This window comes from Vibrio mimicus CAIM 602 (assembly GCF_000338875.1).
Taxonomy (GTDB): Bacteria; Pseudomonadota; Gammaproteobacteria; order Enterobacterales; family Vibrionaceae; genus Vibrio; species Vibrio mimicus.
The window spans coordinates 1-20334 of record NZ_AOMO01000033.1 but is presented as its reverse complement, the minus strand read 5'-3'; the positions used below and the strand labels follow the sequence as shown (position 1 = coordinate 20334).

Annotated in this window: 15 protein-coding genes and 1 rRNA gene; 9 read left to right on the top strand and 7 right to left on the bottom strand. The window is 48.5% G+C overall.

What is annotated here, in order from left to right:
• Positions 1–7 precede the first annotated feature (7 nt).
• From accB to D908_RS08745, 5 genes are all read right to left on the bottom strand, one after another.
• Positions 8–466: an acetyl-CoA carboxylase biotin carboxyl carrier protein gene (gene accB / locus D908_RS08725; protein ID WP_005524771.1), complete on the bottom strand. Its 459-nt coding sequence runs from the start codon at positions 464–466 to the stop codon at positions 8–10.
• 56 nt (positions 467–522) lie between these two features.
• Positions 523–975, bottom strand: coding sequence for a type II 3-dehydroquinate dehydratase (aroQ, locus tag D908_RS08730; RefSeq protein WP_005524770.1), 453 nt, complete (start codon positions 973–975; stop codon positions 523–525).
• A gap of 347 nt (positions 976–1322) precedes the next feature.
• Positions 1323–3272, bottom strand: coding sequence for an acetate--CoA ligase (gene acs, locus D908_RS08735; RefSeq protein WP_005524769.1), 1950 nt, complete (start codon positions 3270–3272; stop codon positions 1323–1325).
• A 202-nt stretch (positions 3273–3474) separates the two neighbouring features.
• A complete protein-coding gene (locus D908_RS08740; protein ID WP_005524768.1) occupies positions 3475–4104 on the bottom strand; it encodes a 3'-5' exonuclease in 630 nt (209 codons plus the stop codon).
• 8 nt (positions 4105–4112) lie between these two features.
• A complete protein-coding gene (locus tag D908_RS08745; protein WP_005524767.1) occupies positions 4113–5936 on the bottom strand; it encodes a CBS domain-containing protein in 1824 nt (607 codons plus the stop codon).
• Between the two features lie 217 nt (positions 5937–6153).
• Here D908_RS08745 and D908_RS08750 point away from each other — a divergent pair, with 217 nt between their 5' ends.
• Both D908_RS08750 and D908_RS08755 read left to right on the top strand, forming a co-directional pair.
• Positions 6154–7344, top strand: a complete 1191-nt coding sequence (locus tag D908_RS08750; RefSeq protein ID WP_005524766.1) for a 3-phenylpropionate MFS transporter — start codon at positions 6154–6156, stop codon at positions 7342–7344.
• A gap of 92 nt (positions 7345–7436) precedes the next feature.
• Positions 7437–10874 (top strand): hybrid sensor histidine kinase/response regulator, encoded by a 3438-nt coding sequence (locus tag D908_RS08755; RefSeq protein WP_005524765.1) that lies wholly within the window; start codon positions 7437–7439, stop codon positions 10872–10874.
• A gap of 96 nt (positions 10875–10970) precedes the next feature.
• Here D908_RS08755 and gppA read toward each other — a convergent pair whose 3' ends face one another.
• Positions 10971–12464, bottom strand: coding sequence for a guanosine-5'-triphosphate,3'-diphosphate diphosphatase (gene gppA, locus D908_RS08760; protein ID WP_005524764.1), 1494 nt, complete (start codon positions 12462–12464; stop codon positions 10971–10973).
• 7 nt (positions 12465–12471) lie between these two features.
• Positions 12472–13782: an ATP-dependent RNA helicase RhlB gene (gene rhlB / locus D908_RS08765; protein WP_000750768.1), complete on the bottom strand. Its 1311-nt coding sequence runs from the start codon at positions 13780–13782 to the stop codon at positions 12472–12474.
• Between the two features lie 111 nt (positions 13783–13893).
• On the opposite strand from rhlB, the gene trxA reads away from it, so the two are divergent.
• From trxA to D908_RS08800, 7 genes are all read left to right on the top strand, one after another.
• Positions 13894–14220 (top strand): thioredoxin TrxA, encoded by a 327-nt coding sequence (gene trxA / locus D908_RS08770; protein ID WP_001280783.1) that lies wholly within the window; start codon positions 13894–13896, stop codon positions 14218–14220.
• Positions 14221–14417: 197 nt separating this feature from the next.
• Entirely contained in the window at positions 14418–15677 is a 1260-nt protein-coding gene (gene rho, locus D908_RS08775; protein WP_001054524.1) for a transcription termination factor Rho, read from the top strand.
• Positions 15678–15785: 108 nt separating this feature from the next.
• Positions 15786–16775, top strand: a complete 990-nt coding sequence (locus D908_RS08780; RefSeq protein WP_005524763.1) for a hypothetical protein — start codon at positions 15786–15788, stop codon at positions 16773–16775.
• An 84-nt stretch (positions 16776–16859) separates the two neighbouring features.
• A complete protein-coding gene (gene ubiD / locus D908_RS08785; RefSeq protein WP_005524762.1) occupies positions 16860–18701 on the top strand; it encodes a 4-hydroxy-3-polyprenylbenzoate decarboxylase in 1842 nt (613 codons plus the stop codon).
• Positions 18698–18967, top strand: a complete 270-nt coding sequence (locus D908_RS08790; RefSeq protein WP_000640727.1) for a 2Fe-2S iron-sulfur cluster-binding protein — start codon at positions 18698–18700, stop codon at positions 18965–18967. Before ubiD ends, D908_RS08790 begins: the two co-directional genes overlap by 4 nt.
• A 15-nt stretch (positions 18968–18982) precedes the next feature.
• Positions 18983–19693 (top strand): NAD(P)H-flavin reductase, encoded by a 711-nt coding sequence (gene fre, locus D908_RS08795; RefSeq protein WP_005524761.1) that lies wholly within the window; start codon positions 18983–18985, stop codon positions 19691–19693.
• Between the two features lie 547 nt (positions 19694–20240).
• Positions 20241–20334, top strand: a 16S ribosomal RNA gene (locus tag D908_RS08800); the annotation flags it as partial.

Genomic DNA, 20334 nt, shown 5'->3' with positions numbered 1-20334 from the left:
GCCTCGATTATTCGATAACAACAAGCGGTTGGTCGAATTCAACTGGCTGACCATCTTCAACAAGAATCGCCGTTACAACGCCTGATTTGTCCGCTTCGATCTGGTTCATCATTTTCATCGCTTCAACGATACACAGGGTATCGCCAGCAGATACGCTTTGACCCACTTCGATAAACGCTTTGGCATCTGGACTTGGTGAACGGTAGAAAGTACCTACCATTGGAGAAAGCACTTTATGGCCAGCTGGCACTTTCGCCGCTGGTGCTTCTGCTACCGCTGCTGCTTGAGCTACAGGCGCTGGTGCTGCCATTGGAGCTGGTGCCGCTGCATAGTGCACCTGAGCCGCTGGAGCTGGTTGGCCATAACGACTGATGCGTACTGACTCTTCACCTTCAGAAATTTCCAGTTCTGCGATGCCAGACTCTTCAACTAACTCGATAAGCTTTTTAATTTTGCGGATATCCATGTTTCTTTCTCTTTTATCTTGTGAATAAGACAGCCCAGAATGGCTGCAGAGTGTCTTTATTGCTTGGCCTGCAAAGCTCGGATAGCGGCAGACAAAGCGAATTCGTAACCTTGAGCGCCTAAACCACAAATCACCCCTTGTGCTTTATCAGACAAGTAGGAGTGATGACGGAAGGGCTCACGTGCATGAACGTTGGACAAATGCACTTCAATAAAAGGAATCGCCACCCCCAATAGAGCATCGCGTAACGCAACACTGGTATGGGTAAAGGCCGCTGGGTTGATGATGATAAAATCCACTTTGCCGAAGGCTTGGTGAATCGCTTCAATCAACTCATATTCGCGGTTAGATTGCAGATGCTCTAACTCAATGCCTGCTTTTTGCGCTTGATCGCGCAAAGTCGATACGATCTGTTCTAATGTTTGTGAACCGTAGTGGGCGGGTTCACGTAAACCTAATAAATTGAGGTTTGGTCCGTTTAGAACAAGAATGCGAGATTTTGCAGTCATCGTGTAGCCATCTTCCTTTATTGTGTGGTGAATAAGCAGTTTCCCACAAATTTACTTATTCGACATAAAGTTTTTGTCAAAAGTTCGCAGTTTTTATTAAATTGCCCACGATTATAGCCAATTCATAACAAATGGCAGCAATTTACTGGTCTAATCACCCAGTTTCGGGTTTGAAATGTGGAGTGAAGTTAACAGAATTGGGCGCTCCAGAGGGATTCGTCTTAGCCTAATCGGCTTGAACAGGAAAGTTCAGCGCATTTTCTCAGAAGATGGGGGAGAGAAAAGAAAAACTCCGGCCATCAGGTGCACCGGAGTTTGAAATAGCAAGCAAAGGTGTAAGGTTGTTGTTATTTAAGTTGCGCTTTTTCGGCAATCAGGCGGTCAACCACACTTGGATCGGCCAGCGTTGAAGTGTCGCCCAAGTTGCTGGTATCGCCGGTGGCGATTTTACGCAAAATACGGCGCATAATTTTACCAGAGCGGGTTTTAGGCAGCGCATCTGTCCAGTGTAGGATGTCCGGTGTGGCGATGGCACCAATCTCTTTACGTACCCAATCTTTCACTTCTTTATGCAGTTCAGCACTTGGGTACACACCATCATTGAGCGTGATGTAAGCGTAAATCGCTTGGCCTTTGATGTCATGTGGTACACCGACTACCGCTGCTTCAGCAATCTTACTGAATGCCACCAGTGCCGATTCAATTTCTGCGGTACCCATGCGGTGACCTGAAACATTGAGTACGTCATCAACACGACCGGTGATCCAGTAGTAACCATCTTCATCGCGACGCGCACCATCACCGGTGAAGTACATGCCTTTGAAGGTTGAGAAGTAGGTTTGTTCAAAACGGTCGTGATCGCCATACACAGTACGCATTTGACCTGGCCATGAATCAAGTAGAACCAAGTTACCTTCGGTTGCACCTTCAACAATCTCGCCCATGTTATCGACCAGTGCTGGCTGCACGCCAAAGAAGGGACGTGTCGCCGAACCCGGTTTCAGTGCGGTTGCGCCCGGTAGTGGCGTGATCAAGATGCCACCTGTTTCGGTTTGCCACCAAGTATCCACAATCGGTGATTTTTCGTTACCGATAGTGCGGTAGTACCATTCCCATGCTTCTGGGTTAATTGGTTCACCCACGGAGCCCATGATGCGCAAGCTGTCACGGCTGGTGCCTTTAATGGCTTCATCGCCTTTGGCCATCAGCGCACGGATCGCCGTTGGTGCGGTATAAAGAATGTTGACCTTGTGTTTATCCACTACTTCACTCATACGTGCTGTAGTTGGGTAGTTTGGCACACCTTCAAACAGAATGGTTTTTGCGCCATTCGACAGTGGGCCATAAACCAGATAGGAGTGACCCGTGATCCAACCCACGTCGGCGGTACACCAGAACACTTCACCTGGTTGGTAATCGAACACGTACTTAAAGGTCATGGTCGCATAAACCAAATAACCGCCTGTGGTGTGCAGTACGCCTTTCGGTTTACCAGTTGAACCTGAAGTGTAAAGGATAAACAGCGGATCTTCGGCTTTCATCTCTTCCGGTTGGCACTGGTCAGAGACTTTAGCTGTCGCTTCGTGCCACCAAATATCACGGTGCTCATGCCAAGCCACATTGCCACCGGTACGCTTGAGAACCATGACTTTACTGATATTTTTTACTTCTGGGTTGGTCAGCGCTTCATCGACGTTTTTCTTCAGTGGTACGGCGCGGCCGCCACGGACACCTTCATCGGCAGTGATCACTAATTTGGCGTTAGAGTCGATAATACGTCCCGCCAGTGCTTCTGGTGAGAAACCACCGAATACTATGGTATGTACCGCACCGATGCGAGTACAAGCCAACATGGCAACTGCCGCTTCCGGCACCATAGGCATGTAGATACACACCACATCGCCTTTACGTACGCCTTGTTCTTTCAGCGCATTGGAAAAACGGCACACTTCTTGGTGCAGTTGTTTGTACGTCAGCGTTTTATCTTGGGTTGGGTCGTCGCCTTCCCAAATGATCGCGACTTGATCGCCACGTGTGGCGAGATGGCGGTCGATACAGTTGGCGGAGATGTTCAGTGTGCCATCTTCAAACCAACGGATGTCAATGTGGCCGGGGTCGAAAGAGGTGTTCTTTACTTTAGTAAAAGGTTTAATCCAGTCGACGATTTTGCCTTGTTCGCCCCAAAAGCCTTCCGGATCAGTGATCGATTGTTGGTACATCGCCTGATAGGTATCGTTATCGGCATGGGTATGCGCTTTGATGTTCTGTTTGACCGGATAGATATGGGCTTCACTCATTACTGGTTCTCCTTGTGAATTCGGCAAATTTCCTAAAATGGCGCGTTTGAAACACGGGAGGCGGAAATTCGTTTCGCTTATAACTCTCAGTCAGAGTAGGGATTTCTACAATTAGACTTTAGGATGAAACCTAGGTGGGATGCGCTTTCACGGCCAATGTGCAGCAAAAGAGCAGGTATAGATCACTGAAATGTGCCGTTGTTTACACTCTAGGTGCAACAAACTGTGGCAAATCGCCTTTGGTAAGGCGTACAAACACCAGCGCTGCGGCAATCGCATCTTGCAGCGCATCGTGTTTGTCTTGCAAAGGCAGATCAAGATGGCGACAAATGGCGTCCAAGCTTAGGTCGAAATAGGCGTTCGGCAGATGTTTTTCCAGTTTATCGTGGTAGATCTGGCTCACCTCGATCAAGCGATTCGGCAGCGGAAAGCCGAGATGTTTACGACAAGCAATGTCTAAAATCGTCTTATCGTAACGGATGTGGTATCCGACCAAAGGTCGATTGCCGATAAAATCGATGAGCTGGATCAGCGCATCTTTTTCGCTTAGGCCATCTTGCAGATCTTGATGGCGAATTTTATGAATGCGTACCGAACCCGAGTCGAGCGATTGCGGTGCGCAAAGACGCACCTCAAACGGCTGACTGGTGAGGATGCGGTTATCCACGATTTTGGTTGCCGCAATGGTGACTAACTCGGCACGTTTGGGATCTAAGCTGGTCGTTTCACAATCGAGCGAGACGTACTCTTGGTGGTGAACGGTGTTAAACAGCGCCTGATAGGGCGACTCTTTGAGTTTGGTGTGCCAATAGCGGCGCAGTAACCAGTTCATCACGTACCTCAATCACGAATTTGGTAGTGATAACCAAGCCACTGCTTAAATTTTTTCACCACATGCAGGCTATGGCGCAGTAAATCGCGTTCAGTGCGATCAAGCTGCTTAAAATCGAGTTGATTGGTACTGTGTTGATTGCCAAGTTGCTGGGCAAGGCGCAGTTTCAGAAACAGCTTAAACGCTTCGCTCAGGTTATCGCCCGTCTCTTGTTCTAGAACGCGTTTTTGTACTAAGGCTTCAATTCGGTCAAAGGTGTTATTAACCTCGATGGCGTGCTCTAAACTTAAGGCGCGCACCCCATGTACGATAGGGAAAATCCCACCTTGTTTGATATCTATCCCTTGTTTGCTGCTTTTCACGTTACCAAATAGCGTTAGGGGCACTGAAAAGCTGAGTGCAGGGCGAGTAAATTCAGTCAAAATCAGCTCTTGATCGGCCATTAATTGGCGCAAATGTGCTTTAACTGGAGCAAGCAGCGAGCGATTCCCCGCCACCGCATGGGCATCGGCAAAAATGGCAATGTCCATCACTTGTTCGGAACGAGCGGCTTTGACCCAATCAGAAAGGGTACGTTTCCATTCGCTTTGGCTGCGCACCCATTTCGGGTTGTTGACCATCACTTTACCGGGGCAGAGCGGATAGCCGAGCTGGAATAAGGTATGGGTGAGTGTCTCCATGATGGGTTGGCATTGGTGCCACTCCAATCCATCTTGAATGATCAGGGCGTTATCTTGATCGGTTTTGAGGATCTGCTCACCGCGGCCTTCCGAACCAAGAACGACGAGGCAGCACTGATCGTGCAAAGCGGGCGGTACTACCAATTCAAAGGCTTTTTCAATGATCTGTTCATTGACGGCGGAAATCAGTTCCATCACAAAACGGGTGCGTACCCCGCGTAACATCAAATTTTCCACCAGTTCGCGCTGTTTGTTGGCGGCGAGTGCCAGTTCATCCACACTGGTTGCTCGAGCAATGGCGAGAGTCAGGACATGGGAATGGGTAGAAAAGGCACTGAGGATCTGAATCATTGACAGCAAACCCACTGCCTGATTGCCATTGCACACCATGACGCGTTTGATGCGTTGGCGAGTCATCATCACCATGGCATTGAACAAGAAATCTCCCTCATCGACATGTAATACCGGAAAGGTGGCAATCTCGCCGACGGGTGTATCCAAAGGGCGGCCTTCGAGCATCACCGCGTGTAGCATGTTGGTGCGGGTAATGATGGCGTAAGGGTGGGCGCGCGTGCTGTCTAATCTCGGATCATCTTGATTGAGTGCGACTAAGGCGGCATCAATCCCGCGCTCTTTCATCAATTGAGTCACACTGTTGAGCGGTTGTTCTGGCGAAATAATAAAAGGCGGGTGATAGATGGAGCTATCGACCTTAGTCAGAATGAATTCGGCAATGTTCTTTTGTTGTGATGCCGCTTCAATCAATTCTTGCCGTTTGGCGAGGTTGTTATCGAAATAAGCCGCAAATTCCCCATTTTGATGATAAAGCGCCAAAAAAGTCTGCTTAGGCAGTAGGTAGGATAAGGTGTCTTCCAGCGCGATGTATTGATGTTTACTGTGCTCGTCGAACATGGCTCGGACATCAAACAGATCATCATTGGCATAGTGGGCAAACACTTCTTTTCCGTCCGGGCTGCGTTCTTCCACCGTACCTTTGATCAGAATGTGCAGATGAGTGGTCGGTTGCTTGGAATCAATCAGCACATCACGCTGACGGAAGTAAGCGACATCCAAAGCGCTACGCAGTTGGTGCTGCTGCTCGACCGTCAGTCGGTTGAACGGCGGTGACTGCATATTGAATTTATCTGGCATAGAGCGCACTCATCAGTGGGGCAGGTTCACTAAGTGTGACAAATTTCCCCTTACCCTCCAGACGACTTTGGTCTAATGCACAACTCTACCTGTTTTCAGTTTTTGGAGCGTGGGCGCAATCAGGAAACGATGAGTTGCGTAATCTTCCCTTTTTCACTCGCGAGTCCACATGCATAATGTGCGCGCTTTGAACTTCCCTTTTTGATTAGGAACGATCATGTTTACCCCCACTCCCTACGGTTGGATTTCGCAATATTTCATCGGTTTTTTCTTTGCTTACGGCGTTTATTTGCCATTTTGGTCACTCTGGTTTGAAGACCAAGGGGTATCCGCGACTGATATTGGTGTGTTGGTCGGGATTGGTTTTGCGACGCGCTGTGTCGCTAACCTCATGCTCACGCCACGTTTGCACCGAGTTGAGCAGTTAATGCCAGCGTTGCGCTGGCTCAGTTTCGCGGCGTTATTGTTTGTCGGCTTCCACTTTTTTACCGGTGGCAGCTTTTGGTTAATGGCGTTGGCTACGGTTCTGTTTAACCTCTGTTGTGGTCCTGTGGTGCCGCTGTCGGATGCGATGGCCAACTACTACGCCAAGCTCAAAATGCTCGACTACGGGCGTACTCGTTTGTGGGGCTCGATCGCCTTTATTGCGGGTTCTACCGTGGTGGGTTTCTTGGTGGCAAAGTGGGGCAGTTCGATGATTTTGTACACCGCACTTGTTGGTGTGGCCGTTTCTTTGCTGCTCAGTTTCCGTAGGATTAACCCAATGCCAGTCACAGAGCATGAGGCGCATGCGGTGCGTCCCAAGCTGACGGAGCTACTCACCGAATGGCCGGTTGTAAAGTTCCTGTTGCTGGTCGCACTGATCCAAGGCAGCCATGCGGCTTACTACAGCTTTGGCTCAATTTATTGGAAACAAGCAGGCCATTCTGAGGACATCATCGGCTATTTGTGGAGCTTGGGCGTAGTATCAGAAGTGCTGGTATTTGCCTTTAGCAAACGCTGGTTTGCGGGCTGGAATCTGCGAGCTCTGTTTTTGGCTGCCTCGATCGGTGTCATGCTACGTTGGGGATTAACTGCCTCCACAACAACTATTCTCGCCTTGGTCGCGATTCAATTACTGCATGGGGTGACTTTTGCGATGGCACACATTGCGGCTATTCAATACATCCAGCATGCCCCACAAAATAAGATGGTGGCACTGCAAGCGCTGTATAACGCGATTCCACTCGGCGCCGTGATTGCGATAATCACCACCTTAAGCGGTTGGGGTTATGAGCATTGGGGTTCAGCCGTATTTTGGGCGATGGCTGCGATGGGGGCATTCGCGTTATTGATTCGCGTCGATATGCCACCTTCACAGGTACAAGACGGAAGTGCGCTGAAAGCGGAGCCTGAAGCACAGAATTAAGTCGTTCTGATTGAGTTCAAAAAACAACCTCGTTTTAATAGAAGCCTCTCAATTGAGAGGCTTTTTTCATTTCGCAACGGCAAGGATGTCTGATGCAAGGTTGGTTGGTGATACCTGTTTCGCTCGCTTATCTCGGCGTGCTGTTTTTGATTGCTTGGTATGGTGATAGGCAAACTCGTTGGCTGGCCAATTGGCGGCCATGGATCTATAGCTTGTCGATTGCGGTTTACTGTACCTCTTGGACGTTCTACGGCACAGTTGGGCAGGCGAGTGTCAATCCTTGGTCGTTTTTGCCTATCTATATCGCCCCCATCTTGATGTTTGTGTTTGGTTGGCGAGTCTTGGCGCGACTGATTTTGATCGCTAAACGTGAGCACATTACTTCGCTCGCCGATTTTATCGCAGCCCGTTATGGCAAATCGCAAGGGCTTGCCGTTGCCGTCACTGTGATTGCGGTATTGGGCATTCTGCCGTACATCGCGCTGCAACTGCGCGGCATTACCATGGGCTTAAATATCGTTGCTCCTGATTTAATGGGCCAATATGGCTATCAAGAATCACACGTTTCTTGGTTTGTGGTGCTGGCGTTGGCGTTATTTACCATGCTGTTTGGTACTCGACATATCGATAATACTGAGCACCATCGCGGGATGATGATGGCGATTGCGTTTGAATCGATTGTCAAATTGGTCGCGTTTCTCTGTGTTGGAGTGTTTATTGCGTATCTGGCTTGGCGTACCGACGGATTAGAGCTTTCAACGATTGCAGCCAGCACTTACCAAGCTCCTAACTGGCCTACCTTATTTATCCATACGCTGCTGACCATGATTGCCATCGTCTGTCTGCCACGCCAATTCCATACCATGGTAGTAGAAAACGAACGACCGCAAGATCTGCACACCGCACGCTGGTTATTCCCAGTTTATTTGCTGTTAATGAGCCTGTTTGTGCTGCCGATTGCGTGGACTGGACAGGGGCTGCTGCCGAACACGTCACCCGATACCTTTATGATCAGTTTACCTGCTTCAGCAGGGGCGCATGATATGGCTTTGCTGGCCTTTTTAGGTGGTACTTCTGCAGCTTCTGGTATGGTGATTGTTTCTACCATCGCACTCGCGATCATGGTTTCCAATGATTTGGTGATGCCTTTGTTGCTGCGCCGTATGAGGCTGTCACAGCGAACCCATCGTCATTTCTCTGGCTTGTTGGTGGTGATCCGCCGCACCTTGATTCTGCTTTTACTGTTGGGGGCATGGGGTTTCTATCAAGTACTCGATAGCATTCCTTCGTTGTCGGCGATCGGTTTTCTTTCGTTTTCCGCTATTACCCAGTTTGCGCCAGCGATTTTCGGTGGCATGTATTGGCGAGAGGGCAATCGCAAAGGGGTGTATGTCGGCTTGGCCGTCGGGTTTGCTTTATGGCTGATTACCCTGATGAGTGCGACCGATATGCTGGCGGGCGATGCCAGCAATAACGTGCTGCTGTGGGTAATCACCCCACCTGATTGGTTAGTGGCACTGGGTTTAAAGAGTGCGGATTGGGGAATGCTACTGAGCGTGACCCTCAACACCTTGTGTTATATCGGCATCTCTTTAGTGACTCGCGCCAGTTTGAGTGAGCGTTTGCAAGCAGCGGCGTTTGTCGGTACTCCTCTGCCAGAAAACGAAAACATGAGCCTCTACCAAAGCCGAGTCACTGTCGGTGAATTGGAAATGTTGGCCTCACGATTTGTCGGGCGTTCTCGGGTGCGTAATGCGTTTGCCCAGTACTGGAGCCAGCAACGTGAAACATTGCTACCGAACCAACAAGCTTCCTCCGCATTGATCCGCCATACCGAGCGAGTGCTGGCGGGTGTGTTTGGAGCCTCTTCCGCCAAGCTGGTACTGACCTCGGCACTGCAAGGCCGCAAGATGCAGCTTGAGGAAGTGGCGACCATAGTCGACGAAGCTTCTGAGTTGTACGATTTCAGCCGTGGTTTGTTGCAAGGGGCGATTGAACATATAGGTCAAGGGATTGCTGTGGTGGATAAACAGTTGCGCTTAGTAGCATGGAACCAGCGTTATCTGGAACTGTTTGAGTTTCCGCCCGGGTTAATTCAGGTCGGGCGACCGATTGCCGATGTGATCCGCCATAACGCTCAGCAAGGTTTGTGTGGGCCGGGCGATCCGGAAGATCATGTACGGCGTCGTGTTTATCACTTGGAACAAGGGACGAGTCACACCTCTTCTCGAGTGCGCGCGGATGGACGAGTGATTGAAGTGCAAGGCAACCCTATGCCCGGTGGTGGGTTTGTGATGAGCTTTACCGATATTACTGTGTTTAGAGAAGCTGAGCAGAGCCTGAAGATCGCCAATGAAACGCTGGAAGAGCGAGTGTTGCAGCGTACGTTAGAACTGGAAAAGCTTAATAAACAGTTGGTGACGGCAACCCAGCGCTCGGAGCGCGAATCGCAATCCAAATCGCGCTTTTTGGCCGCCGTCAGTCATGATTTGATGCAGCCACTGAATGCGGCGCGTCTGTTTGCTTCTTCACTCTCAGAAGTAGCTAAAGAAGCTGAAGTGCAGAAGCTTGCCCATCATATTGAAAGTGCCTTGGGGGCGGCGGAGGACTTGATCAGTGATTTGCTGGATATTTCGCGTTTAGAGTCCGGCAAAATCGATCTCCATCCGCACAGCTTTGCGATTATGGATGTACTTTCCAACTTAAATGCAGAATTCAGTGCACTCGCAGCTAAACAAGGTGTGCAATTTAGCATGGTTCCCTCATCACTCTGGGTGCATTCGGATCCCAAATTGTTACGCAGAGTGATCCAAAACTTCCTCACCAATGCGTTTCGATATAACCCACAAGGCAAAGTAGTGCTGGGGGTGCGCCGAGTCGCAGGCCAAGTACGCATTGATGTATGGGATAACGGGATTGGAATTGAACAAGATAAGCAGCAGGAAATTTTTGAAGAGTTTAACCGCGGCGGTCAGGTGCGATCTGATCAAGGCTTAGGGCTTGGGTTAGCTATCTCGAAAGGGATCGCCCATGTGCTGGGTCACCAAATTTCGATGCGCTCTTGGCCAAGGCAAGGCAGTGTGTTCTCACTGACGTTAGAGCGAGCGGAGCCCAGTCAGCAGCCGATCAGCACAGCTACGCCAGTCGCCGACACGAGTTCCGAGTTGCAGCACCTGCGTGTGCTGTGTGTGGACAATGAGCCGGATATTCTGGTTGGCATGCGTGACCTGCTTGAACGCTGGGGCTGTGAAGTCAAAACCGCCACGGACATTCATGCTAGCCTCAAAGCCCTTGAGTCGCAGTGGATTCCGGATGTCATTTTGTCTGATTATCGTTTGGATAACGGTCGTACGGGTTTAGAAGTCTTGCAGCAGTGTCGCTTGCGTCTGGGTGACTGCTTCGCGGGCGTGATTATCAGTGCCGATCGTAGCCCAGATATTTTGGAAGGGATTGAGTCCAATGGGTTCAGTTTTATGGCGAAACCGATCAAACCCCTTAAGTTACGTGCACTGCTCAATCGTATTGCCTAAACAATTCGACAGGATCAAAAGCTGGCACATGAGCCGCCGATCAGAAAACATTAAGCCCTCATTATGAGGGCTTAATGTTCTGGTCTATAACGAGATTTAACGACATTCGATGGAGAGTGGCCAGCCAATATCGGTTTGTCGGTTGGCTTCCAACTCGAGCTCTGCGCGTGTCAGTGGATTTTGAGCAAGCCACTGTCCGTCCATCGTCAGGGTGAGTTTGTCTCCTTCGGCACTGAGCTCAACCTCTGGCTCTAGTGCAGGATTGCGTCGATGGCTGAGTAACACCGCTAGGCGGAGTAAACGCAATACTCGTTTACCGCTAGTACCTGAAAGTGCGTATTGCTCAGGCAGAGAAGTCAGTTGTTCACGATAGCGACGCACGACTTCACCTAAATAGTGCTTTTGGGCGCGGGTATAGCCGGGAAGGTCGAGGTTTTGCAGCAGATAAGCGCTGTGTTCTCCGCCTTTTTTAAAATCGATGGTAAGACCGATCTCATGCAGTTGTGCGGCAGTATGCAGCAGCATTTCTGCTTGTGGTTCATTAATCCACTCTTCGCCACCACATTGCGCGAGCAGTTTACTGGCTAGGGCCGCAACTTGCTCCGCGTAAGCGCTATCGAGTTGATAACGAGTTTGTACACAATGAATGGTGCGTGCTCGAATATCATCTTGGCGTAAGTCCTGAACCATCTCATAGACGAGCCCTTCGCGCAGTGCGCCACCGGCGAGCGTCATTGCCTCAATATTCAGTGATTCAAAAATCGCAATCAGAATCGACAAGCCACTTGGGAAAACCAGAGCACGTTCCAGCGTTAACCCTTCGATATCCAGCTCTTCGAGATGATCGGCTAGCATGGCTTGCTTTTGTAAACGCTTGAGTTTGGCGAGCGTGATAACCTCATCCATGCCTTGCGCCAGCATGATCTCTTGTAACGCTTGCACAGTGCCACTCGCGCCGACACACACATTCCATCCCAGCTCATTGTATTGAGTTAGGATAGGCTCGAGCATCTCTTTTGCGGCAAGAATGGCGTTATTAAAGTTGGTGGCGGTGAGTTGGCGATCTTTGAAATGACGCTCTAACCAAGTCACGCACCCCATCTTCAAACTGGTGAGCGCTTTGGCTTCAAAACCCTCACCAATAATCAGTTCGGTACTGGCTCCACCGATATCGACCACTAAGCGACGGCCTAATCCACCAGAAGTATGTGCGACACCTTTATAGATAGTGGCGGCTTCTTCTTCACCTGAAATCACGTCGATCGGGTGACCTAAAATCTGGTTGGCTTTAGCGATAAATTCGCAGGCATTGATGGCAGTACGCAGTGTGGCGGTACCTACGATGCGGATATTCTCAGCAGGAATATCTTGCAGTCGCTCGGCAAAGAGACTAAGGCAATCCCAGCCTCTTTGCATCGCTTCTAAGCTCAAGGCGTTATGTTCGTCTAAGCCAGCAGCCAGACGCACCTTACGTTTGATTTTTGCCATTGTCTGCACACTGCCATCGATATGACGCACGACCAACATATGAAAGCTGTTGGAACCTAGATCAATTGCAGCGTACAGCGGTGAAGAAACGGCTTGGCTCATAGCGAAATCAGGCTTCCTTTTTCGGACGTGGTGCGCGTGGGCGGCGTTGCTGCGGTTTACGATTGCCACCATTGTTGCGAGAACCTGCGGTATTGGTGCGACGCTGTTGTGGCGACGAACGTAGGCTCAGCGGTGCAGGCAAATCGGTCAGCAGAGCAGAAGGGTCATAGTCTGACGTTGGAATAGCATGATCAATATAGCTCTCGATAGCAGGCAAGTTAATTGCGTACTCTTCACAAGCAAAGCTAATTGAGTGACCACTTGCGCCAGCACGGCCTGTACGACCGATACGGTGTACATAGTCTTCACAATCATCTGGCAAGTCGTAGTTAAAGACGTGAGTTACTTGAGGAATGTGTAAGCCACGTGCTGCAACGTCAGTCGCGACCAGAATGTCCACATCACCTTGCGTGAACTGCTCTAAAATACGCTCACGTTTTTTCTGCGGTACATCACCCGTCAGCAGACCAACGCGGTGGTTATCCGCCGCTAAGTGAGCCCAAATCTGTTCGCAGCGATGTTTGGTGTTAGCAAAAATGATCGCGCGATCTGGCCACTCTTCTTCAACCAAGGTCTGCAGCAAAGCCATCTTGTGATCGTTTGAAGGATAGAACAGTTCCTCTTGAATGCGATGACCCGTTTTTTGTTCCGGTTCAACGACTACATGCTCAGGGTTGTTCATGTGTTCAAACGCCAGTTCTTGCACACGGTATGAAAGTGTCGCAGAGAACAGCATGTTGAGACGATCTTTTGGCTCAGGCATACGGCGGAACAAGAAACGAATGTCTTTAATAAAGCCGAGATCGAACATGCGATCTGCTTCATCCAGTACCACTGCTTGAATGTGGTTGAGATTGAACACGCGTTGCTTGTAGAAATCGATTATCCGTCCGGTAGTGCCGATCAGGATATCCACGCCACTTTGCAGTTTTGCGAGTTGCTTATCATAGCTTTCGCCACCATAAGCCAAAGCCGCTTTCAGACCTGTTGTTGCCAACAAAGGCTCGGCATCGTTATAGATCTGAATTGCCAGCTCACGGGTCGGAGCCATAATAATGGCGCGCGGTTGAGTTTCAGCTCGGCCTTCAGCGGCTGGAGTGGTTAATAAATGGTTGAAGGTAGCAGTAAGAAACGCGAGCGTTTTACCAGTCCCTGTTTGGGCCTGGCCTGCGATGTCTTGGCCGGAGAGCAGTACCGGCAACGCCAATGCTTGGATAGGAGTACAGTAGATAAACCCCTTTTTTTCCAGTCCATCAATAACTTGTGGATGTAAACCAAAGTCGGCGAACTTATGCTCTGTGATATGCGTCTTTTTCATGGCTATAGAATATCAGCTTACGCTTGCAATACGGAAGTAAATACATTCCAATAGAGCATCTATTTACTGGTTGAGATATCACCAGTGCAGAAAATCACATTGGAGTGAAAGATGAGTGACAAAATTTTGCAGCTGACCGATGACGGTTTCGAGAACGACGTAATCAAAGCTGCAGGCCCGGTTCTGGTTGACTTTTGGGCGGAATGGTGTGGTCCTTGTAAGATGATTGCGCCGATCCTAGATGAAGTGGCTGATGAATACGCAGGCAAACTCACTATCGGTAAACTGAATATTGACCATAACGCAGGAACACCACCTAAGTTTGGTATTCGCGGCATTCCAACACTGCTTCTATTTAAAGATGGTAGTGTGGTAGCCACCAAAGTTGGTGCGCTATCTAAGACTCAACTTAAAGAGTTCCTCGACGCGAACCTGTAATGAGTCAAACCGCCAAGCCGTACATAGCAATATGTACGGTTTTGTTTTTGGCAAAAAACAATTTCTAGACTAGGCTAGTATTTAGTGCTAGTTTATCGCACGTTAATTAAACAGTTGTTCACTTCTTGGTCAATCCTGAGACCATATCCATCTTAACTTAACAACGATCCTTTTTGACTAACTAAGTATCCACCACAATGAATCTAACAGAACTGAAGAACACCCCTGTGTCTGATCTGGTTAAGCTTGGCGAAAGTCTGGGCCTTGAAAACCTGGCACGCCTACGCAAACAAGACATTATTTTCGCAATCCTTAAAGCACACGCAAAAAGTGGTGAAGACATTTTTGGCGATGGGGTTCTGGAAATTCTTCAAGACGGTTTTGGTTTCTTACGTAGTGCAGACAGTTCATACCTTGCTGGCCCTGACGACATCTATGTGTCACCTAGCCAAATTCGTCGCTTTAACCTACGTACAGGCGACTCAATTGCCGGGAAAATTCGTCCGCCAAAAGAGGGTGAACGTTACTTTGCATTGCTCAAAGTGAACACTGTAAACGATGACCGCCCAGACAACGCCCGCAACAAAATCCTTTTCGAGAACTTAACTCCTCTGCATGCCAATGAACGTATGGTTATGGAACGTGGTAACGGCTCCACAGAAGATATTACCGCGCGTGTTCTTGATCTGGCGGCACCAATTGGTAAAGGTCAACGTGGTTTGATCGTTGCTCCGCCAAAAGCGGGTAAAACCATGCTGCTGCAAAACATTGCTCAAAGCATTGCCAGCAATCACCCTGAGTGTGTTCTGATGGTACTGCTGATTGACGAGCGTCCAGAAGAAGTGACTGAGATGCAACGCTTGGTGAAAGGTGAAGTGGTTGCTTCAACCTTTGATGAACCAGCATCGCGTCACGTACAAGTTGCTGAAATGGTGATTGAAAAAGCGAAGCGTCTGGTTGAGCACAAGAAAGATGTTGTGATCCTGCTTGACTCGATTACTCGTCTGGCTCGTGCTTACAACACCGTAGTTCCTGCATCAGGTAAAGTACTGACTGGTGGTGTGGATGCAAACGCATTGCATCGTCCTAAGCGTTTCTTCGGTGCGGCACGTAATGTAGAAGAAGGCGGTAGCTTGACTATCATCGCAACCGCGCTGGTTGATACCGGTTCTAAGATGGATGAAGTTATTTACGAAGAGTTCAAAGGTACAGGTAACATGGAACTGCATTTGAACCGTAAGATTGCCGAAAAACGTGTTTTCCCTGCAATCGACTTCAACCGTTCAGGTACTCGTCGTGAAGAACTGCTGACTAAGACCGATGAGCTGCAAAAAATGTGGATTCTGCGTAAGATCGTTCACCCAATGGGCGAAACCGATGCGATGGAGTTCCTGATCGATAAATTGGCAATGACCAAAACCAACGATGAGTTTTTCGATGCAATGCGTCGTCAATAATCGCCAATAATTGATAACTCTCTCAAACACCACCCATAGGGTGGTGTTTTTGTTTGCGTTCTGGACAAGCGGTGTCCACACTGATCTAGAACTAACAAGGAGGAATGTATGCAACAAGGATGGTTGTATGTCGTTCTCCTCTTTCTGATCAGTTGGCAAAGTCTCGCGCTGGCGAGTGACATTAATGCGAGCGAGCGTCAACGTTGGCTAGAGGATTCACAAACTCAGCAGAAAGTGGAAGAGCTTTATACTTTAGTACTGCAAAATGAAGTCGATCGATTGCAGTTCAGTTTGCAGCGTATTTCTTACCCAGCACAGGAAGTGACCCGCTTCCTCTTGCTGCAAAAAATTGAGCAAAATAAAGTGATCTTGACAGAGGAGCTTGCTGCTTTTATTGCATCTCAAAAGTCACAGACACCGAATTATCTTATCGCAGAACGGGGGGATGGATACGAGTTTTCCGTTCCTGCTTTTGATTATGCTGCGATTGCCCACCGCCTCTTAAAACAAGCACAACAACAGCAAGAAATTTTGATGTTTGTTCTCCAAGCCGAAAATGGTGAGCTGATTTTACGCCAATGGCTTTTTGGTTCAGCGGCTCAAGTCGAATCGCGCCAGCGTTTATTACTTGCTGAATTAGATCGCTTATCACCTTTAGCCATCGAACGATTTGTTTCGCAAATTACCGCGGAACAGGTAACGAGTTGGTTACCAGCCACTACAGTGATGGTACAGCTTGCGCGGCATAGCCAGAACTCAGATTTATATCAAAGGCTTTGGTTAATGAAAGCTAATGATGAACTAAGGCAAGAGGTCGCTCGTTTAGGAGAGCAGGCGGATGTTTTTGCTCAGCGTCAATTGATGCTTGCAGTGGCTAATCCTAGCCTTAAGCAAGAAGCACTTCAGGCGTTGGTAGGCATTCGCCCTATGTCGATTGAGGTCGAGCAATTTTTAATTGAGAAACTAGGGCAAAGTGAAAATGCCTCTCAGGTGGCGAGTGTGCTAGCTCAATCTGGTTATCAAGGATGGTTGCTTGAATTGGTCAGTTCTAATCATACCGTAAAGCGAAAGGCGATTTGGGCCGAACTGAATCCATAATGAGAGCACCCTAGTAAAAAGTGCACAGAAAGATGTCGGCCTTTTGCTATACTGCGGTCATCACTGTCAACGAGTAGTAGACCCATGAATTTTAAGGACTTACGGGAATTTCTTGACTATCTAGAGCAACGCGGAGAGTTAAAACGTATTACACATCCCGTTGATCCGTATTATGAAATGACTGAGATCAGTGACCGTACTTTACGTGCCAAAGGCCCAGCGCTGTTGTTTGAAAATCCGTTAGGTCATGAGTTTCCTGTGCTGACCAATTTGTTTGGCACCCCAGAGCGAGTGGCGATGGGCATGGGGCGACAGCATGTCAAAGAATTACGCGATGTGGGGCAATGGTTGGCGTACCTTAAGGAACCTGAACCACCTCGTGGCCTAAAAGAGCTGATTGAAAAACTGCCGATCTTTAAACAAGTTCTCAATATGCCTGTCAAGCGGCTGCGACGTGCACCTTGCCAAGAAATTGTCTGGCAAGGCGATGAGGTCGATCTCGATAAAATCCCCGTGATGAGCTGCTGGCCTGAAGATATTGCGCCACTCTTAACTTGGGGATTAACCATTACGCGTGGCCCACATAAAAAGCGCCAAAACCTTGGGATCTATCGCCAGCAAAAAATTGCGCGCAACAAAGTGATCATGCGTTGGTTAGCCCATCGTGGAGGAGCCTTAGATCTACGGGATTGGATGGATACTCATCCGAGAGAACCTTTCCCAGTAAGTGTGGCGTTTGGTGCCGATCCTGCCACCATTCTCGGTGCGGTGACTCCTGTCCCTGATACTTTATCTGAATACGCGTTTGCTGGACTGTTACGTGGCAGCCGTACTGAAGTGGTCAAGTCGATCAGTAACGATCTTGAAGTGCCGGCAAGTGCCGAAATCGTGCTCGAAGGCTATATCGATCCAAACGAATTTGCTGATGAAGGCCCTTACGGTGATCACACGGGGTATTACAATGAAGTTGAACGCCATCATGTGTTCACTGTAACCCACGTTACCATGCGCAATAAGCCGATTTACCACAGCACATACACGGGGCGACCGCCTGATGAGCCTGCGGTGCTCGGTGTGGCACTTAATGAAGTCTTTGTTCCTATCCTACAAAAGCAGTTTCCTGAAATTGCTGATTTTTACTTGCCTCCAGAAGGATGCTCGTATCGTATAGCCATTGTGACGCTCAAGAAGCAATATCCGGGGCATGCTAAGCGAGTCATGCTGGGTGTGTGGTCATTCTTACGTCAGTTTATGTACACCAAGTTTGTGATTGTGTGTGACGAGCAAGTAAACGCGCGTGATTGGCCACAAGTCATTGAGGCAATGGTGAGTAATATGTCGCCGCAGCGCGATACTCTGTTTATTGAGCATACGCCGATCGATTCTTTAGACTTTGCTTCGCCTGTTGTCGGCTTAGGTTCAAAGATTGGACTGGATGCGACTCGTAAGTGGGAAGCAGAATTATCAATCTCTGCTACTACCAACAACAAAGAACCAGCTTCATTGTCATTAGATACGATAAAGGCAAGTCTTGCTGGCGAACCAGAGATCATCGATGTTGCATTACCGGAATCGGCTCATGGTCAACTTGTGCTTTTACTTATTAATAAGCAAGAGGCAGGACAGGGGCAAAAAATACTAGAGCGAGTGATAGATTGCTTGAGTGCATACCATCCTCCGAAGTTTGTGATCTTGTGTGATGATGATGTGAACATTCACGATTGGAATGATGTGATCTGGGCTATGACCACACGTATGGATCCGGCGCGAGATAGCTTACATATCGCCAATCGGGATCTACTTTGTTTCGATGCAACCAATAAGCTGCCGAACGAAGTTGAACGCGAATGGGGCACGCCAATCCGTAAAGATCCGACTCTGGTCGCTAAAATAGACACCTTATGGAATAAGCTTGGGATTGTATGATTTATACTGTCCGCATACTGCCTAGTGAAAAACAATTTACGATTAATCCGGGCGAAACGGTGCTTGATGCTGCGCTCAACCAGCAGATAGCCTTTCCTCATCGTTGCCGAATAGGTGCTTGTGCCGCTTGCTTATGTAAGTTGGTTGAAGGTGAGGTGGTGTATGAACTCGAGCCGTTATTGACCGAACAAGAAAAAGCAACGGGCTGGATATTTGCCTGCCAAGCCTGTGCAACCACTGATTTAGTGCTGACTTTTGAAGAGTAAGCCAGAGGAAGTTCAATGATAATTCAATGCCAAGTAAAGTCGGTGCACCCGCTCGCGACGCATACTTACCAAATCCTATTACAACCCGAGAAAGCTGTTGCTTATCAAGCGGGGCAGTATTTAATGGTCGTGATGGGAGAAAAAGATAAACGACCGTTTTCAATTGCTAGTAGCCCTTGCCGTAGCAATGGCGAGCTCGAATTACATATTGGCGCAGCCGATCATAGCGTCTTTGCTCATCAAGTCGTGGAAAAATTGCAGCAAGCCCATCTTAATCAAACAACGGTTGAAGTGGATGTGCCGCATGGAAGCGCAGCATTACAAGAGAGTGAACGCCCTCTACTCTTAATCGCGGGTGGAACCGGCTTTAGCTATGTTCGCTCAATCTTGGATCATTGCCTCTCGCAAGGTAAAACACAGCCTATCTACCTTTATTGGGGGGCGCGTGATGCAGATCAACTGTACGCACTGAATGAGCTGCAAGAGCTGGCCAAGCAACATTCCCATTTGCAGGTTGTCCCAGTGGTCGAGCAAGTACTAGATGGTTGGACAGGAAAAGTTGGCAATGTACTGCAGGCGATTAACAACGACTTTGAAAGTTTAGAAGCGTTTGATATCTATATCGCTGGCCGCTTTGAGATGGCTGGGGCTGCACGTGAGCAATTCACTCAAAACAAACAAGCTCGGCGCGATCGAATGTTTGCCGATGCTTACGCCTTTATTTAACGCTCTGCTATAAACGAAAGACAAGACAAAGCCCAACTATAAATCGTTGGGCTTTTTTATGCTCTTCTCGTTATTTATATAGACAAGAACAAAAGCGCAAAAAGAATAACTCTGTGGATAAGTTGTCACTAAGGCCTGAGTAAAACGGGATAAATAAGCCATTGCGCGCAAATGCAGCGCTTAACCGTTATTTTTATAAATTTTCTCAAAAAACACTTGCCAGTGTGAAGCGGATCTCTATAATGCGCCCTCGTTGACGCAGCAAGGGCTCACAGCCAAATCGATGCCTCAACAGGCCAGAAAAGAAAATTGAAAAAAGTGTTTGACACGAAATCGATTCTCGCTAAAATGGCCGCCTCTTCTGAGGTAGACCGCCAAGAAGACCGCTCTTTAATAATATAAACCAATCAATCTGTGTGGGCACTCGTTGATGATAATCGCAAAAGATTTATCAATGAACTGAGTGACCATTTGAATGAGCAATCATTCAGCACAGTCAATTCAACATTACAATGTAATGTTATCAGTATTCATTGAGCCAAAACTTTAATTGAAGAGTTTGATCATGGCTCAGATTGAACGCTGGCGGCAGGCCTAACACATGCAAGTCGAGCGGCAGCACAGAGGAACTTGTTCCTTGG

What these genes read in the sequence shown, in the direction of transcription:
- ubiD (WP_005524762.1), top strand. Translation starts at nt 16,860, where the DNA reads ATGAATTTTAAGGACTTACGGGAATTTCTTGACTATCTAGAGCAACGC.
- D908_RS08790 (WP_000640727.1), top strand. Translation starts at nt 18,698, where the DNA reads ATGATTTATACTGTCCGCATACTGCCTAGTGAAAAACAATTTACGATT.
- acs (WP_005524769.1), bottom strand. Translation starts at nt 3,272, where the DNA reads ATGAGTGAAGCCCATATCTATCCGGTCAAACAGAACATCAAAGCGCAT.
- rho (WP_001054524.1), top strand. Translation starts at nt 14,418, where the DNA reads ATGAATCTAACAGAACTGAAGAACACCCCTGTGTCTGATCTGGTTAAG.
- gppA (WP_005524764.1), bottom strand. Translation starts at nt 12,464, where the DNA reads ATGAGCCAAGCCGTTTCTTCACCGCTGTACGCTGCAATTGATCTAGGT.
- D908_RS08780 (WP_005524763.1), top strand. Translation starts at nt 15,786, where the DNA reads ATGCAACAAGGATGGTTGTATGTCGTTCTCCTCTTTCTGATCAGTTGG.
- trxA (WP_001280783.1), top strand. Translation starts at nt 13,894, where the DNA reads ATGAGTGACAAAATTTTGCAGCTGACCGATGACGGTTTCGAGAACGAC.
- D908_RS08750 (WP_005524766.1), top strand. Translation starts at nt 6,154, where the DNA reads ATGTTTACCCCCACTCCCTACGGTTGGATTTCGCAATATTTCATCGGT.
- D908_RS08745 (WP_005524767.1), bottom strand. Translation starts at nt 5,936, where the DNA reads ATGCCAGATAAATTCAATATGCAGTCACCGCCGTTCAACCGACTGACG.
- D908_RS08755 (WP_005524765.1), top strand. Translation starts at nt 7,437, where the DNA reads ATGCAAGGTTGGTTGGTGATACCTGTTTCGCTCGCTTATCTCGGCGTG.
- rhlB (WP_000750768.1), bottom strand. Translation starts at nt 13,782, where the DNA reads ATGAAAAAGACGCATATCACAGAGCATAAGTTCGCCGACTTTGGTTTA.
- aroQ (WP_005524770.1), bottom strand. Translation starts at nt 975, where the DNA reads ATGACTGCAAAATCTCGCATTCTTGTTCTAAACGGACCAAACCTCAAT.
- accB (WP_005524771.1), bottom strand. Translation starts at nt 466, where the DNA reads ATGGATATCCGCAAAATTAAAAAGCTTATCGAGTTAGTTGAAGAGTCT.
- fre (WP_005524761.1), top strand. Translation starts at nt 18,983, where the DNA reads ATGATAATTCAATGCCAAGTAAAGTCGGTGCACCCGCTCGCGACGCAT.
- D908_RS08740 (WP_005524768.1), bottom strand. Translation starts at nt 4,104, where the DNA reads ATGAACTGGTTACTGCGCCGCTATTGGCACACCAAACTCAAAGAGTCG.